The sequence below is a fragment of the Catenuloplanes atrovinosus genome (genome assembly GCF_031458235.1).
GTDB lineage: Bacteria > Actinomycetota > Actinomycetes > Mycobacteriales > Micromonosporaceae > Catenuloplanes > Catenuloplanes atrovinosus.
Genome location: NZ_JAVDYB010000001.1, coordinates 6,190,160 through 6,205,883, shown reverse-complemented (window position 1 = coordinate 6,205,883; position 15,724 = coordinate 6,190,160). Strand labels below are relative to the sequence as shown.

The 15,724-nt window shown below is 72.6% G+C and carries 11 protein-coding genes; 2 read left to right on the top strand and 9 right to left on the bottom strand.

The window, feature by feature from the left end:
* Positions 1-1,174: 1,174 nt before the first annotated feature.
* Positions 1,175-1,654 (bottom strand): Lrp/AsnC family transcriptional regulator, encoded by a 480-nt coding sequence (locus J2S41_RS27460; RefSeq protein WP_310371837.1) that lies wholly within the window; start codon positions 1,652-1,654, stop codon positions 1,175-1,177.
* 80 nt (positions 1,655-1,734) lie between these two features.
* Between J2S41_RS27460 and J2S41_RS27455 the strand changes: the two genes are divergently transcribed.
* Positions 1,735-3,066, top strand: coding sequence for an APC family permease (locus J2S41_RS27455; RefSeq protein WP_310371836.1), 1,332 nt, complete (start codon positions 1,735-1,737; stop codon positions 3,064-3,066).
* Here the strand turns inward: J2S41_RS27455 and J2S41_RS27450 are convergent.
* From J2S41_RS27450 to J2S41_RS27430, 5 genes are read right to left on the bottom strand one after another with little or no spacing between them, the layout of a single operon-like run.
* Complete coding sequence (locus J2S41_RS27450; RefSeq protein WP_310371834.1) at positions 3,000-3,497, bottom strand: DsbA family protein; 498 nt, start codon at positions 3,495-3,497, stop codon at positions 3,000-3,002. The two genes, J2S41_RS27455 and J2S41_RS27450, sit on opposite strands and share 67 nt — an antisense overlap.
* Positions 3,498-3,511: 14 nt before the next feature.
* Positions 3,512-3,853 carry a nitrite reductase small subunit NirD gene (gene nirD, locus J2S41_RS27445; RefSeq protein WP_310371832.1) on the bottom strand — a complete coding sequence of 114 codons (342 nt, stop codon included), beginning with the start codon at positions 3,851-3,853 and terminating at the stop codon, positions 3,512-3,514.
* Positions 3,850-6,384 carry a nitrite reductase large subunit NirB gene (gene nirB, locus J2S41_RS27440; protein WP_310371831.1) on the bottom strand — a complete coding sequence of 845 codons (2,535 nt, stop codon included), beginning with the start codon at positions 6,382-6,384 and terminating at the stop codon, positions 3,850-3,852. Before nirB ends, nirD begins: the two co-directional genes overlap by 4 nt.
* Positions 6,381-7,850 (bottom strand): FAD-dependent oxidoreductase, encoded by a 1,470-nt coding sequence (locus J2S41_RS27435; protein ID WP_310371829.1) that lies wholly within the window; start codon positions 7,848-7,850, stop codon positions 6,381-6,383. The genes nirB and J2S41_RS27435 overlap by 4 nt, the downstream gene beginning before the upstream one ends.
* Before the next feature lie 4 nt (positions 7,851-7,854).
* The gene (locus tag J2S41_RS27430; RefSeq protein ID WP_310371828.1) at positions 7,855-9,924 is read right to left on the bottom strand and encodes a molybdopterin oxidoreductase family protein; all 2,070 of its coding nucleotides are present in this window, start codon (positions 9,922-9,924) and stop codon (positions 7,855-7,857) included.
* A 227-nt stretch (positions 9,925-10,151) separates the two neighbouring features.
* Between J2S41_RS27430 and J2S41_RS27425 the strand changes: the two genes are divergently transcribed.
* Positions 10,152-11,522 carry a nitrate/nitrite transporter gene (locus J2S41_RS27425; RefSeq protein WP_310371825.1) on the top strand — a complete coding sequence of 457 codons (1,371 nt, stop codon included), beginning with the start codon at positions 10,152-10,154 and terminating at the stop codon, positions 11,520-11,522.
* Here the strand turns inward: J2S41_RS27425 and J2S41_RS27420 are convergent.
* The 3 genes from J2S41_RS27420 to lon all read right to left on the bottom strand — a co-directional run bounded on the left by J2S41_RS27420 (position 11,519) and on the right by lon (position 15,637).
* Positions 11,519-12,382: an NAD(+)/NADH kinase gene (locus J2S41_RS27420; RefSeq protein WP_310371823.1), complete on the bottom strand. Its 864-nt coding sequence runs from the start codon at positions 12,380-12,382 to the stop codon at positions 11,519-11,521. The genes J2S41_RS27425 and J2S41_RS27420 overlap by 4 nt on opposite strands.
* 15 nt (positions 12,383-12,397) lie before the next feature.
* A complete protein-coding gene (locus J2S41_RS27415; protein ID WP_310371821.1) occupies positions 12,398-13,225 on the bottom strand; it encodes a hypothetical protein in 828 nt (275 codons plus the stop codon).
* Between the two features lie 123 nt (positions 13,226-13,348).
* Positions 13,349-15,637: an endopeptidase La gene (gene lon / locus J2S41_RS27410; RefSeq protein WP_310371818.1), complete on the bottom strand. Its 2,289-nt coding sequence runs from the start codon at positions 15,635-15,637 to the stop codon at positions 13,349-13,351.
* Positions 15,638-15,724: the final 87 nt, after the last annotated feature.

Below are 15,724 nucleotides of genomic sequence, written 5' to 3'. Positions count from 1 at the left end.
CCGGCTGTTTTTTCGTGGGTGGGTGGGTTGCGTCTGGTGTGCCTGGCTGTCCCCGTCACCGTCTCCCGGGCGAAGCCGAGCAGATCATCGGCAGGGCCGCCAGCTTTGGTCTCGTCGGTGGTGGTTTCGTCGTTGGTGGCGGCCCTGCCGATGATCTGCACCCCAAGGGCGGGTCGACGGCGACGGGGACAGCCAGGCGGCGGCGGTATGTGCTGGCGCACGAAACCAGTGCCGTCGTTTGCCGCCGCCGTGGCCACGCTGCCGGCGTGCCGTGGCCACGCTGCCGGCGTGCCGTGGCCACGCTGCCGGCGTGCCGTGGCCACGCTGCCGGCGTGCCGTGGCCACGCTGCCGGCGTGCCGTGGCCGCGTATTCCGGCACGCGTTCTTGCTCGAGTGGCCTGGCCGTGTCCGGGGTTGGGCGGTCGACCAAACTAGAACTCGGCTAGGGCCTCCAGGTCGAGATGTCCGCTATGTCGCACCAATATTTGGTGATCTTTCCTGTAGACCCAATTGATCGACCCACTTTGTGAGCCTCAGGCACGTAATTCGGCCGGAATAACGTGCCTGAGGCTCACAAAGTCGCCGCAGAGATCAATCATCGCCCTGGACGTGTTCAATTTTGCTGTAGGGAGTCCGCTGTCATTCCGCTTCCGGTGCCACTGGGCGAGTCGCGCGGTTCGCCTGCCGACCGGGCCGATCCCGTCCCCCATATCGTAAATATCGGACGCTGGCGTCGGCATCGAGTTCAAGCTCTCCGGCACCGGCACCGGCACCGGCACCGGCGCCCGGCCGGCACCGACACCGGCACCCGGCACCGGCGCCCGGCCGGCACCGACACCGGCACCCGGCACCGGCGCCCGGCCGGCACCGGCATCGGCGCGGGGCCGGCACGCGGCACGGCATGTGATCGGCAGCGGCATGTGACCGGCGCCAGTGGTCGGGGTGCGAGTCGCGGGGGATTGGGTGGGCGGCAGGCGGTTGTGGGGGCCGGAGGTCGTCGTATTCGGTTGGCGGCGCGAGTGGTGCGGTGATCAGTAGGCGGCAGGCGGCCGTCTCGGTCTTGGATCGTCGGTGTGCGAGTCGCGTGGTGAGCGGCCGGGCGGCGGGGTGGGGGTCGCTCGTGGCCGAGGCCGTGGGGGGCCGGGGGCTGGCAGGGGGGTGAGTCGTCCGGGAATCATCCAGGGGGGAGGCGGTCGGGGCGGAGGAGGGGTTCGGGGGTTTGGTTCTGCATCTGCTGGAAGATCATGGAGGTGCGGAAGCCGGTGATTTCGCGGCGTTTGCTGAGGTGGTCGAGGAGGAAGGCGTGCAGGGCGTCGAGGTCGGGGACCGCGACGTGGAGGAGGAAGTCGTCGCCGCCGGCGAGGACGAAGACGCTCAGGACCTCGGGCATGTCGCTGGCGGCGGCCTTGAAGGTGGTGATCACGTCGCGGCTCAGCGGGCGGACCTGGACGGAGACCATGGCCTGTACGCCGCGGCCGAGCGCGATCGGGTCGATGTCGGCGTGGTAGCCGCGGATCACGCCGCGGCGGGTGAGGGCGCGCACCCGCTCCAGGCAGGTCGAGGGTGCGATGCCGAGCCGACGAGCCAGTTCCCGGTTCGACAACCGCGCATCCGACTGGAGAAGCCGGATCAACGCCGAATCCAATTCGTCCATGCCCCGACTATGCCAGGGTAATCCGGCCGAACGTTCGGTGGAGCGCCGCTGAGGCGGTCCGACTGCCTAGCTTTTGGCGCATGAAACGGCTCAACATTCGGTACGGGACGGCACTTCTGCTCGGCGGCGTACTCGGGCCCGGCGTGCTCGTGCTGCCGCAGCTGGGCGCGGCGGTCGCGGGACCGGCGTCGATCCTCGCCTGGGCCGCGCTGTTGCTGCTCAGCGCGCCGGTCGCGATCACGTTCGCGGTGCTCGGCATGCGGTACCCGGACGGTGGCGGCGTGGCGGCGTTCGCCCGGCGCGCGTTCGGTGAGCGGACCGCGGCGGTGGTGGGTGCCTGGTTCTACGGTGTCATCCCGCTCGGCACGTTCGCCGGTGCGCTGGTCGGCGCCGAGGCGGCGGCCGCGGCGCTCGGGCTGGGCGGTGGCGTGGCGCTGCTCGGCGCGGTGCTGCTGATGGCGGCGGCGTTCGCGGCCAACGCGGCGGGGCTGCGCACGTCCGGGCGCGTACAGATGTGGCTGCTCCTGCTCCTGGTGGGGCTGCTCGGCACCGCGATCGTGACCGCCGGGGCGCACGCGCGGGCCGCGCACTTCGTCCCGTTCGCGCCGCACGGGGCCGGTGGGGTGGCTGCGGCAGTCGGCGTGCTGCTGTTCGCGTTCGTCGGCTGGGAGGCGGCCAGCCACCTGTCCGCGGACTTCGCGGACGGCCGCCGCGTCCTGATGCGGTCCACCCAGGGTGCGCTCGCCATCGTCGGCGTGCTCTACCTGGCGCTGTCCGTGGTGACCATCGGCGTGCTCGGCCCGCGCGCCGCCGATCCGGGCGCGCTGGTGGCGCTGCTGGAGACCGGGATCGGGCCGGCCGCGCGCCCGATCGTGGCGGTGGCGGCGCTGCTGCTGAGCTTCGGCGGGATCAACACCTACCTGGCCGGCGCGGCGCGGCTCGGCGCGGCGCTGGCCCGGGACGGCGTGCTGCCGCGCTGGTTCGCCCGGGGCGGCGAGCCGGGCGCGGTGCCGCTGCGCAGCCTCGGGCTGCTCGCGGCGATGGCGGCGGCCTGCGGCGTACCGGTGATCCTGCTGAGCCTGGATCTGGACTTTCTGCTGCGGGTGACGGCCGCCTGCCTCGCCGCCGTCACCGTCGTCGGCACCGCCTCGGCGGTCCGGCTGCTGCCGGCCGGCCGCGAGCGCCGCACCGCGCTGACCGCGACGGTGCTCTCCGCGGCCGCGCTGGCCTGCTGCGGCCCCTACCTGCTGGCGCCGCTGCTCCTGGCCACCGCCACGCTGCTCACCGTGCACCCGCGCCCGGCCGCCGAGGAGACGGCCGAGGCGGGCCAGGCGGATCAGGCGGATCAGGCGCGGCGGAGCGTGAGGCTGGTGGCGCGGCGGAGCTCGGCCAGCTCGATCCGGCCCTCGTAGGGCGTGTCGTTGATCAGGAGGCTGGGAGTGCCGCCGATGCCGGACTCGACGCCGGCCGCGTAGTCCCGCTGGACCTTGGGGGCGAACTGCTGGGCGGCGTCGCCGGTGGCCAGGTCGGGGTCCGCGCCGACCGCCTCCGCGTAGTGGCGCAGGAACGCGTCCTCCAGCCGGTCCTGCTTCTTGAACAGCACGTGGTGCATGTCCCAGAAGACGCCGGCGGCGGTGGTGGACTCGGCGGCGAGCGCGGCGGTCAGCGCGTACTCGTGGATCTCGTAGAGCGGGAAGTTGCGGAAGATCAGGCGGACCTGGCCGTCCGACTCCTCGACCAGGCGGCGCAGCACCGGGGCCGCGCCCGCGCAGTACGGGCACTGGTAGTCGCCGTACTCCAACACCGTCACGGGCGCGTCCACGTTCCCGAACACATGCTCCATGGGACCCATCTTGGTCAGTGCACGGCCACCTCGACAACCGCGTCGTCCGTCACGCGCGCCGGGTAGACCGGCAGCGTCACGCCGGGCACGTCCAGGCAGTCGCCGGTGCGCAGGTCGTACACCTGCTTGTGCAGCGGCGACGCCACGGTCGGGGCGTCGCCGCGGCTGCCGACGATGCCGCGGGACATCACGTACGCATGCGAGATCGGGTCCTGGTTGCCGACCGCGAAGATCTCGCCCTCGGACGTGCGGAACAGCGCCACCTGCACGCCGTCCACCAGCGCGGCCACGCCGCGGTTCGGTTCCAGGCGGGCCAGCGGGCAGACGGCCTGGAAGGTCTGGACATCGAGGATCATGCGGGGCTCCCTTCGGTGGAGACGGCGGCCGGCATGCCGAGCAGTACCGGCTGGCGGGTGGTGTCGGACGACGCGGGCACCGGCTGCCCGCGCTCGACCGTGAAGCTGATCGACGGGTCGGGCGCGTCCGGCGCGTTGACGAACGAGACGAACCGGGCGAGCCGCTCCGGGTCCTCCAGCGTCGCCGCCCACTCGTCCGCGTAGTTCGTGACGTGGCGGGCCATGGCCTCGTCCAGTTCCGCGCACAGCCCCAGCGAGTCGTGCACGATCACGTCCCGCAGGTGGTCCAGCCCGCCGTCCAGCGACTCGATCCACGCGGCCGTGCGCTGCAGCCGGTCCGCGCTGCGGATGTAGAAGATCAGGAACCGGTCGATGGTACGGACCAACTCCTCCGTGGTCAGGTCCGTGGCGAACAGGTCCGCGTGCCGGGGCCGGAAGCCGCCGTTGCCGCCGACGTAGAGGTTCCAGCCGTTGTCCGTGGCGATGATGCCGAAGTCCTTGCTGCGCGCCTCCGCACACTCCCGGGCGCAGCCGGACACCGCGGACTTGAGCTTGTGCGGCGAGCGCAGGCCGCGGTAGCGCAGCTCCAGCGCGACCGCGAGCCCGACCGAATCCTGCACGCCGTAGCGGCACCAGGTCGAGCCGACGCACGACTTCACGGTGCGCAGCGACTTGCCGTACGCGTGCCCGCTCTCGAACCCGGCGTCGACCAGCCGCTTCCAGATCTGCGGCAGTTGCTCCACGCGCGCGCCGAACAGGTCGATCCGCTGCCCGCCGGTGATCTTCGTGTACAGGTTGAAGTCGCGCGCCACCTCGCCGATCACGATCAGCTTCTCCGGCGTGATCTCGCCGCCGGGGATGCGCGGCACCACGGAGTACGTACCGTTGCGCTGGATGTTGGCCAGGAAGTGGTCGTTGGTGTCCTGCAGCGACGCCTGCTCGCCCTCCAGCACGTAGCCGGTGTGCAGCGACGCCAGGATCGACGCCACGGCCGGCTTGCAGATGTCGCAGCCCTTGCCGCGGCCGACCTCGCCGATCAGCGCGGAGAACGACCGGATGTTGCGGACCCGGACGATGTCGAACAGCTCCTGCCGCGAGTGGTCGAAGTGCTCGCACAGCGCCTTCGACTGCGTCACGCCCTCCAGCGTCAGCAACTGCTTCAGCATCGGTACGCAGGAGCCGCAGCTGGTGCCCGCGCGGGTGCAGGCCTTGAGCGCCGGCACGTCCGCGCAGCCCTCGGTGTGGATCGCGTCGACGATCTGGTCCTTGGTGACCGCGTTGCAGGAGCAGACCTGCGCGGACCCGGGCAGCGCGGCCAGCCCGGCGCCCGGGTCGGCGTCCGCGCCGGCCGGCGCCAGCAGCGTCAGCGGGGGAGCGGACAGCGCCATGCCGACGCCGGCGCGCAGCGTGGGGTAGGAGGTGGCGTCGCCGACCAGCACGCCGCCGAGCAGCGTCTTCGCGTCGTCGGAGAGCACCAGCTTGGCGTAGACGCGGGTGGCCGGGTCGGTGAACGTCACGTCCAGGCAGCCCTCGGTGGTGCCGTGCGCGTCGCCGAACGAGGCCACGTCCACGCCGAGCAGCTTCAGCTTGGTGGACATGTCCGCGCCGGGGAACGTGGCGGCCCCGTCCATCAGCCGGTCCGCGACCACCTCGGCCTGCGCGTACCCGGGTGCGACCAGGCCGTAGCAGACGCCGTCGACGGCCGCGCACTCGCCGACCGCGTAGACGTCCGGCGCGCTGGCCCGGCAGGCGTCGTCGACCAGGATGCCGCCGCGCGCGCCCACCTCCAGGCCGGCCGCGCGGGCCACGTCGTCGCGCGGGCGGATGCCGGCGGCCACGATCACCAGGTCGGCCTTGACCACCGCGCCGTTGGAGAGGCTGAGGCTGGCCACGGCGCCGTCCTCGCCCGCGTTCAGCGCGGTCGTGCCGGTGCCGGTGTGCACGGTGACGCCGAGGTCCTCGACGTAGCGCCGGAGCATCGCACCGCCGGCCTCGTCGACCTGCACCGGCATCAGGCGCGGCGCGAACTCGACGACGTGCGTGGCCAGCCCGAGCAGGCGCATCGCGTTCGCCGCCTCCAAGCCGAGCAGGCCGCCGCCGATCACCGCGCCGATGCTGCGGCCCCGCGCGTAGTCCCGGATCGCCTCCAGGTCGTCCAGCGTGCGATAGACGAAGACGCCGGGCAGGTCCTTGCCCTCGACCGGCGGTACGAACGGGTACGAGCCGGTCGCGAACACCAGCGCGTCGTAGGCGTACGTGCCGGCCGCGGTGGTGACGATCCGGGCCTCGGTGTCCACCGCCAGCGCCGGCTCGCCCAGCCGCAGGTCCACGCCGTCGTCCGGGGTGTGCAGGTTGAGGTCCTCGGCCGAGGCGCCGTCGAAGAACGCGGACAGCTTGACCCGGTCGTACGCGGCGCGGCTCTCCTCCGCCAGCACCGTGACCGACCACGCGCCCGCCGTGTCGCGCGCGCGGACCGCCTCGACGAGCCGCTGCCCGACCATCCCGTTGCCGATGATCACCAGGCGCTTCATGCCAGAACCTCCGAGGCTGGACTGTCCACCGAGGACAGCCAATCGACGATGCCGCAGACCGCTTCCCTGCAGGTCCCACAGCCGGTGGTGGCGCGCGTCGCGGCGACCACGTCGCCGACCGAGCGGGCGCCGTCACGCCAGCAGCGCACCAGCGCGCCCTTGCTGACGTTGTTGCACTGACAGACGGTGGCGGCGTCCGGCATCAGCGCGGGCGACTCGGCCACCGCGACCGGCGCCGTGCCGAGCGCGCGGCCGAGCAGCAGCGCGCGGCGGTCGCTCGGCACCGGCGTACCCCGGTCGAACAGCTGGATGACGGTGCCGATCGCCGGGTTGTCGCCCAGCATGATCGCGCCGGCCAGCCGGTCCCCGTCGATGACCAGCCGCGCGTACGTACCGCGCGCCGGGTCGGAGAAGACCAGTTCCTCGGGCCCGGTGGAGGCGCCCATCGCGGCCAGGTCGATGCCGGTGGCCTTGAGCCGGGTGACCACGGCCGGCTGCCGGTAGACCGCGTCCGGCTCCTCGCCGGTCAGCCGCGACGCCACCACGCGCGCCTGCTCCCAGGCCGGCGCGACCAGGCCGCCGACCACGCCGTCGTGCTCCGCGCAGTCGCCGATCGCCCAGACGTGCGGGTCGGAGGTGCGCATCGCGTCGTCGACCAGCACGCCGCGGCCCACGTCCAGGCCGGCCGCGCGGGCCAGGCCGGTCTCCGGCCGCACGCCGCACGCCAGCACCAGCAGGTCCGCGTCCAGCGTCCGGCCGCCGGCCAGGCGCAGCGTGACGCCGTCCGGCGTGCTCTCGACCGCCTCGGTCTCCGCGTCCAGCACGCAGCCGATGCCCAGACCCTCGAGGGTACGGGTGAGCACGCCGCTGGCCCCGGTGTCGATCTGCCGGTTCATCAGCCGGTCGACCGCGTGCACCACGCGCACGGACAGCCCGCGCGCGGTGAGCCCCCGCGCGGCCTCCAGCCCGAGCAGCCCGCCGCCGAGCACGATCGCGGTCCGGGCGGTCTCGGCCACGGCCAGGATGCGCCGGCAGTCGTCCAGCGTCCGGAACACGGCGACCCGGTCCGGCAGCGGCTCGGCCTTCGCTCCGGTCAGGGGCGGGTCGTCGGGGCGGCTGCCGGGCAGTCCGGGGATCGCGGGGATGACCGCCTCGCCGCCGGTGGCCAGGACCAGGTGGTCGTACGGGTGGATGTCGCCGCAGGCGGTGGTGACGGTGCGGGCCGCGCGGTCGATCGCGACCACGGCCGAGCCGGGGCGCACGTCCACGCCGTGCCCGGCCGCCTCGGTGATCTCCACGTCCGCCTCGCCGACCTTGCCGGCCAGCAGGTTCGACAGCATGATCCGGTTGTAGGCGCGGTGCGGTTCCGCGCCCAGCACGGTGACCTTCACGTCCGCGTTGCGGGCGCGCAGCTCCGCGGCGAGACGTGAGCCGGCCATGCCGTACCCGATGATGGTGACCTTCACGCTTCTAGGCCCTTTCCACGCGGACGGCGCAGACCTTGAACTCCGGCATGCGGGAGGTCGGGTCCAGCGCGTCGTTGGTGAGCGAGTTCGCCCGGCCCGCGCCCGCCCAGTGGAACGGCATGAACACCGTGTCCGCCCGGATCGCGTCGCTGAGCCGGGCCGGCGCCGTGACCTCGCCGCGCCGCGAGGTGACGGTGAGCCGCTCCCCGTCCGCGACGCCGAGACGCGCGGCCAGGTCGGGGTGCAGCTCGACGAACGCGTGCGGCGCGGCCTTGCGCAGCGCGCTCACCCGCCGGGTCTGCGTGCCGGACTGGTACTGCGCCAGCACCCGCCCGGTGGTCAGGTAGTACGGGTAGTCCGCGTCCGGCTCCTCGGCCGCGGCGCGGTGCTCGACCGGCACCATCCGCGCGCGGCCGTCCGGCGTGCCGAACCGCGTGGTGAACATGCGCGGCGTGTCCGGCCCGTCCTCGTCCGGGCACGGCCAGAAGACGCCGTCGGCCGCGTCGATCCGCTCCCAGGTGACGCCGTGGTAGTCCGCGACGCCGCCGGCGCTGGCCCGCCGCAGCTCCGTGAACACCTCCGCGGGGTCCTCCGGGAAGCCGCGCTCGACGCCGAGCCGCGCCGCCAGCTCGTGCAGGATCGACAGGTCGGTGCGGGCCTGGCCGGGCGGGCGGCGCACGGCGTGCCGGCGCAGCACCCGGCCCTCCAGGTTCGTCATGGTGCCGTTCTCCTCGGCCCACATCGCGGTGGGCAGCACCACGTCCGCGAGCGCGGCGGTCTCGGAGAGCAGGAAGTCCGCGACGACCAGGAACTCCAGGCTCTCGATCCGCTCGGTGACCCGGCCGGCGCGCGGCGCGGAGACCACCGGGTTCGAGCCGAACAGCAGCATCGCCTTGGGGCCGGCCTCGGTGCCGAGCGAGTCGAGCAGCTCGTAGGCGGAGACGCCGGGGCCGGGCAGGCTCGCCGCGTCGACGCCCCAGACGCCGGCCACGTGCTCGCGCGCGGCCGGGTCGTCGATCTTGCGGTAGCCGGGCAGCTGGTCCGCCTTCTGGCCGTGCTCCCGGCCGCCCTGGCCGTTGCCCTGGCCGGTCAGGCAGCCGTAGCCGGAGCCGGGCCGGCCGGGCAGGCCGAGCGCGAGCGCCAGGTTGATGAACGCGGTGACCGTGTCCACGCCCTTGGCGTGCTGCTCCGCGCCGCGCGCGGTCAGGATGATCGCGCGCTCCGCGCCGGCCAGCGCGCGGGCCGCCGCCTCCAGATCCGCCACGGGTACGCCGGTCATCCGCTCCACCCGGGCCGGCCAGTAGTTCGCCACGGTCCGGCGCACGTCGTCGAAGCCGGTGGTGCGCTCGGCCAGGTAGTCCTTGTCCAGCAGCCCCTCGGTGAGCGCGATGTGCAGCAGCGCGTTCGCGATCGCCAGGTCGGTGCCGGGCGTGGGCTGCAGGTGCAGCGTGGCCTGCTTCGCGGTCGGGGTGGCGCGCGGGTCGACCACGATCAGCGTGCCGCCGCGCGCCTTCTGGTCGGCCAGCCAGCGGCCGAACGGCGGCATGGTCTCGGCCACGTTCGCGCCGACCAGCAGCAGCGTGTCCGCGCTGCCCACGTCGGAGAGCGGGAACGGCAGGCCGCGGTCGATGCCGAACGCGCGGATGCCGGCGGCGGCCGCGGACGACATGCAGAACCGGCCGTTGTAGTCGATGTTGCGGGTGCGCAGCGCGACGCGGGCGAACTTGCCGAGCGCGTACGACTTCTCGTTGGTCAGCCCGCCGCCGCCGAACACGGCCACGGCGTTCTCGTCGTACCGCCGCTGGATGTCCTTGATCCTGGACGCGACCAGCGTGAGCGCCTCGTCCCAGGTGGCCTCGCGCAGCTCGCCGTCCCGGCGGACCAGCGGCGTGGTGATCCGCTCGGGGTGGTCCAGGAGGTCGGCGGCGGTCCAGCCCTTCTGGCACAGGCCGCCGCGGTTGGTGGGGAAGTCGCGCGGCTCGACGGAGATGAGATCATTCGAGGCGCGCAGCGTCATGCCGCACTGCAACGCGCAGTACGGACAGTGCGTTTCGACGCGCTCGCCATCGGTCATGTACCGAAGCGTCGCCAGGCGGGATTTCTCCCCCGCGTCTCGTTCATGACGGCCGTGTCAACTGGCTCTCACCGCGCCCGGTGCGTCGGTGTGAACTCACATCCGCAGGTCAGAGACGGTTAGCTGCGTGTTTCCGGGCTGACTCACGACTCGAACCCGAGGGAAACCGCCTCCTCCTAGCGTTTCGCCGTGTTGCTGATTCTTCACGGCCGAAACCGGAGTTGATCATGAGCACAGCGACGCTCGCCCCCACCGACACGATTGCCGCAGCGGCGCGGCGGCACGGACGCTGGATCGACGACTGGCGGCCGGAGGACCCGGAGTTCTGGGCGAACGGCGGCGCTCGGATCGCCCGCCGGAACCTGATCTTCTCGATCTTCTCCGAGCACATCGGCTTCTCCGTCTGGACGCTCTGGTCCGTGCTGGTGCTCTTCCTCGGGCCCGCCTACGGCATCGACCCGGCCCAGAAGTTCCTGCTCACCGCGGCCCCGGCCGCGCTCGGCGCGATCGTCCGGCTGCCGTACACGTTCGCGGTCGCCACGTTCGGCGGGCGGAACTGGACCATCATCAGCGCGCTGCTGCTGCTGATCCCGGCCGGGCTGGCCGCGTTCCTGATCCAGCCGGGCGTCTCCTACGGCACGCTGCTGATCATCGCGTGCGTGGCCGGCGTCGGCGGCGGCAACTTCGCGTCCTCGATGGCGAACATCAACGCGTTCTACCCGCAGCGGCTCAAGGGCTGGGCGCTCGGCCTGAACGCGGGCGGCGGCAACCTCGGCGTGGCCGTGGTCCAGGTCGTCGGCCTGGCGGTGCTGGCCACGGTCGGCGCGGGCCGGCCCGGGCTGATCGCCGGCATCTACATCCCGCTGATCGTGATCGCCGCGGTCGCGTCCGCGCTGTACATGGACAACCTGACCCAGGCGTCGAACGAGCGGGGCGCGCTGCGCGAGGTCAGCCGGGACCCGCACACCTGGATCATGTCGCTGCTCTACATCGGCACGTTCGGGTCGTTCATCGGCTTCGGCTTCGCCTTCGGCCAGGTGCTGCAGGTGCAGTTCAAGGACTCGTTCAGCACGCCGGTCGAGGCCGCGTACCTGACCTTCCTCGGCCCGCTGCTCGGCTCGCTGATCCGGCCGGTCGGCGGCGCGCTCGCGGACCGGTTCGGCGGCGCGTTCGTCACGCTGGTCAACTTCGGCGCGATGGGCGCGGGCGCGGCCGTGGTGCTGTACGCCTCGTCCGCCCGTTCACTGCCGCTCTACCTGGTCGGCTTCGTGCTGCTGTTCGTCTTCTCCGGGGTGGGCAACGGGTCCACGTACAAGATGATCCCGGCGATCTTCAAGGCGAAGAGCCTCTTCAGCGACCTGCCGCCGGAACTGGCCGAGGCGAGGGCGCGCCGGCTCTCCGGCGCGCTGATCGGCATCGCGGGCGCGGTCGGCGCGTTCGGCGGCGTGCTGGTCAACGTCGCGTTCCGCCAGTCGTTCCTGAGCACCGGCTCAGCCGAGGCGGCGTACGTGGCGTTCATCGCCTACTACGCGCTCTGCCTGGTGGTCACCTGGTTCGTCTACCTGCGCCCGTCCCCGGGCCGGCTCGCGGGCGTCTAGTCGACCTCGGCCGAGCCGTTCACCCGCAGCTTGCGGCGGGCCCGCTCGTAGAACGTGGTCCGGCCCAGCCGGATCACGTTCGCGGCGGCGCGGTGCGCCCGCACACAGATCTGGTCGCCCGGGCGCAGCCGCCCGGACACGATGCCGTCCACCTCCAGCGCCAGCTCGCCGCTGCTCGGCAGCAGGTCCAGCACGACCTCCTCGTCCGCGGACAGCACCAGCGCGCGGTTGAAGCTGGAGTGCGCGGACGACGGCACGACCAGGAAGCCCTCCACGGTGGGGGACACGATCGGGCCGCCGGCCGCGAAGCTGTACGCCGTGGAGCCGGTCGACGTGGCCACGATCACCGCGTCCGCGGCGTACCGCACGAACGGCGCGCCCTGCACGGAGATCGCCACGGCGGCCATGCCCTCGCCGGGGACACGGGCCATCGCGATGTCGTTGAACGCGGTGACCTCGGAGCCGTCCGGCAGCTTGGTGGCGATCGCCATCCGCGACTCCACCGTGAACTCGTGCCCGTCGATCAGCGACAGCGTCTCCGGCAGGTCGTCCACGTCGATCTCGGCCAGGAAGCCGAGCCGGCCCAGGTTCACGCCGAGCACCGGCGTGGTCCGGCCGGCCGACAGCCGCATGCTGCGCAGCATCGTGCCGTCGCCGCCCAGGCTGACCAGCAGGTCGGCGCGGTCCAGCAGCTCCACCTCACCGACCGGGACCGCGCTGCAGTCGATCCGCGCGATCTCGTCCGGCAGGCCGAGCACGGTCACGCCGCGGCTGCGTGCCCACTCGACGATCGTGTCGATGGCGACCTTCGAGTCCCGTTGCGGATGCAGTACCAGCCCGACGGTGTGAACCATGCCCATGCCTGATGATGGTATTTACTTCTTGACCTTCACGGCGTCGTAGGCCGCGACTTCGTTCCGCGTGCCGGTCCCGGGCACGACCACCTTCCAGGTGCCGGACGTGGTGGCCTTCACGGTCTTGCGGTACGCGCCCTTCGCGTCCGTGGTCACGGTGGTGCGCAGCGTGTAGTCCGCGGCGCCGTCGGCCTTGAACCAGATCTGCACCTTCGTGTTGCCCGCCGTGCGGCCGTCCGTGGTCACGGTGCCCTTGATGGTGATCTTCGCGCCCTTCCGCACCGGCTCCGGCGCGGCGTTGAGCGTCACGGACGCCGGGCGCTTGACCGTGTACCCGCCGGTGACCACATTGGTGCGGTAGAGCGCGGCGTTCGGGTCGTCCAGGCCGGTGCCCGTGATGTACGCGGCGTACAGCTCGGTCCGGTACGCGCCGGCCGGGTCCTTGCCGCACACCACGAGGTCGCCCTCCCAGATGTTGCCGCGCGTGTTCGTCAGCAGCGTGTAGTCGTAGAGCTCGCCGCCGTGCCAGATGTCCACGCCGACCCCCGAGGCCCACACGTTCTCGGTCGGGATCGGGCCGCTCAGCGCGGCGGTGATGTGCGCGCGGTTCGCGCACCCGGCCGAGGACCTCAGCGTGAACGCCTTCTTGGTGATCTTCGTGGACGTCACGCTGATGCTCGCCGGGTTCCACGTCCACGGCTCCTCCTCCTGCGCGACGTACTCCCGCCCGAACGGGATCGCCGGCGCGCTGTCCGAGGCGGACGCCGGCGCGGCGAGGCCGAGCAGGGGAGTGGTGGCGACGGTGGCGGCCAGAAGCGGGGTCATCATCCGGCGGCGGAGGTTCTGCATGCGGTCGTCCCAAGGTTGTCGGCGGGTTGCTGCCGAGAATCAGAAGGGTCGCCGGTTGCGGAACGGGTGCGGACGCGGAGCGGCCCGGGTGCGTGGGAAAGCACCCGGGCCGCTCGGATTCCCTCAGGCCGCCGTCGCCCGCGCCGCCGTGTCCGGCCGGAGCGCGATCTCCAGCACGTCCGCCACGTCCGCGAGCGGGTGGATGGTCAGCTGCTCCCGGATCTCGGCGGGCAGGTCGTCGAGGTCCGGCTCGTTGCGCGCCGGGATGATCACCTCGGTGAGTCCGGCCCGGTGCGCGGCCAGCAGCTTCTGCTTCACGCCGCCGATCGGCAGCACCCGGCCGGCCAGCGTGACCTCGCCGGTCATGCCGACCTCCGGGCGGACCGGCCGGCCGGAGGCCAGCGACGCCAGCGCGGTGACCATGGTGATGCCCGCGCTCGGCCCGTCCTTCGGCACCGCACCGGCCGGGACGTGCAGGTGCAGGCGCTTGCCGTCCAGCGGCTCGGCCTGACCGTGCGACCGCAGGTAGGAGAGCGCGATCTGCGCGGACTCCTTCATCACGTCGCCGAGCTGGCCGGTGAGCGCCAGCCCGCCCTCGCCGGGCATCGCGGTGGCCTCGATGAACAGCACGTCGCCGCCCGCGCCGGTGACCGCGAGCCCGGTCGCCACGCCGGGCACGGCCGTGCGCTCCGCGGACTCGAAGAAGAACCGGGGCCGGCCGAGGAACTCCTTCAGGTTGTCCTCGTCCACGTCCACCCGGTGGTTCTTGACGGCCACCTTGCGCAGCACCTTGGCCAGCGCGCGTTCGAGCTGCCGGACGCCGGCCTCGCGGGTGTACTCCACGGCGATCCGGCCGAGCGCGCCGTCGGTGATCGACACGTCCTCGCCGGTCAGGCCCGCGCGGTCGAGCTGCCGCGGCCACAGGTGGTCGCGCGCGATCGACACCTTCTCGCGCTCCGTGTAGCCGTCCAGCGTGACCAGCTCCATCCGGTCCAGCAGCGGGCCGGGGATGGTCTCCACCACGTTCGCGGTGGCGAGGAACAGCACGTCGGAGAGGTCCAGGTCGACCTCCAGGTAGTGGTCCCGGAACGTGTGGTTCTGCGCCGGGTCCAGCACCTCCAGCAGCGCGGCGGCCGGGTCGCCGGCGTACCCGGCGGAGATCTTGTCGATCTCGTCGAGCAGCACCACCGGGTTCATCGAGCCGGCCTCGCGGATCGCGCGGACGATCCGCCCGGGCAGCGCACCCACGTAGGTGCGCCGGTGACCGCGGATCTCCGCCTCGTCCCGGATGCCGCCGAGCGAGACGCGGACGAACTTCCGGCCCAGCGCGCGGGCGACGGACTCGCCCAGCGAGGTCTTGCCGACCCCGGGCGGGCCCGCGAGCGCCAGCACCGCACCGGAGCCGCGACCGCCGACCACGTGCAGGCCGCGGGCCGCGCGCCGGTTGCGTACCGCCAGGTATTCCAGGATTCGGTCCTTCACGTCCTCCAGGCCGGCGTGGTCCGCGTCCAGCACGGCGCGCGCCTCGGTCAGGTCCGTGTTGTCCTCGGTCCGCGTGGTCCACGGCATCTCCAGCACCGTGTCCAGCCAGGTGCGGATCCAGCCGGACTCCGGCGACGCGTCGCTGGCCCGCTCCAGGCGGCCCACCTCGCGCAGCGCGGCCTCACGCACCTTCTCCGGCAGGTCGGCCTGCTCGACGCGGGTACGGTAGTCGCCCGCGCCCTCCGGCTCGTCCTCGCCCAGTTCCTTGCGGATCGCGGCGAGCTGCTGGCGGAGCAGGAACTCGCGCTGGCCCTTCTCCAGGCCCTCGCGTACCTCGGAATTGATCTTCTCGCTGACCTCCTCCTCGGCCTGGTGCTCCTTGATCCAGGTGACCAGGAGCTCCAGCCGGGCGGTCAGGTCGGTCTCGTCGAGCAGCGCGCGCTTCTGCTCCAGCGACATCCAGGGGGAGTAGCCGGAGGAGTCGGCGATCTCGGACAGGTCGGTCATCCGCTCGACCGCGTCGATCACCTGCCACGCGCCGCGCTTCTGCAACTGCGCCCGGACCAGCGCCTTGTACTCACGGGCCAGCTCCCGGGTCCGCCCGGTCACCGGCGATTCGTCGATCTCGGTGGATTCCACCCAGAGCGCCGCGCCCGGGCCGGACACGCCGGAGCCGATGCGCGCGCGGTGCAGGCCGCGGATCACGGCCACCGGCTCGCCGCTCGGCAGCCGGCCGACCTGCTCGATCACGGCCACGGTTCCGACCGGACCGTAGACGCCGTCGATGCGTGGTACGGCCAGCACCCGCTTGTCACCGCTGGTCCGGGCCGCGTCCACGGCGGCCTGGGTGGCGGAGTCGAGCTCCACCGGGGTAACCATGCGGGGGAGCAGCACGTCGTCGGTCAACGGCAGTACGGGAAGTGTGGCCATCGGACACCTCAATTCTTGAGCCTGACCGACTCAACCTCGCCCACCGTGTCCGTCTTCCCGCGCGTGACGCGCGACACGACCCGCGCC

Excerpts from the sequence above, each read along its gene's own strand:
- J2S41_RS27430 (WP_310371828.1), bottom strand. The coding sequence starts at position 9,924 with ATGACCGATGGCGAGCGCGTCGAAACGCACTGTCCGTACTGCGCGTTG.
- J2S41_RS27420 (WP_310371823.1), bottom strand. The coding sequence starts at position 12,382 with ATGGGCATGGTTCACACCGTCGGGCTGGTACTGCATCCGCAACGGGAC.
- nirD (WP_310371832.1), bottom strand. The coding sequence starts at position 3,853 with ATGATCCTCGATGTCCAGACCTTCCAGGCCGTCTGCCCGCTGGCCCGC.
- J2S41_RS27460 (WP_310371837.1), bottom strand. The coding sequence starts at position 1,654 with ATGGACGAATTGGATTCGGCGTTGATCCGGCTTCTCCAGTCGGATGCG.
- J2S41_RS27450 (WP_310371834.1), bottom strand. The coding sequence starts at position 3,497 with ATGGAGCATGTGTTCGGGAACGTGGACGCGCCCGTGACGGTGTTGGAG.
- nirB (WP_310371831.1), bottom strand. The coding sequence starts at position 6,384 with ATGAAGCGCCTGGTGATCATCGGCAACGGGATGGTCGGGCAGCGGCTC.
- lon (WP_310371818.1), bottom strand. The coding sequence starts at position 15,637 with ATGGCCACACTTCCCGTACTGCCGTTGACCGACGACGTGCTGCTCCCC.
- J2S41_RS27415 (WP_310371821.1), bottom strand. The coding sequence starts at position 13,225 with ATGCAGAACCTCCGCCGCCGGATGATGACCCCGCTTCTGGCCGCCACC.
- J2S41_RS27455 (WP_310371836.1), top strand. The coding sequence starts at position 1,735 with ATGAAACGGCTCAACATTCGGTACGGGACGGCACTTCTGCTCGGCGGC.
- J2S41_RS27425 (WP_310371825.1), top strand. The coding sequence starts at position 10,152 with ATGAGCACAGCGACGCTCGCCCCCACCGACACGATTGCCGCAGCGGCG.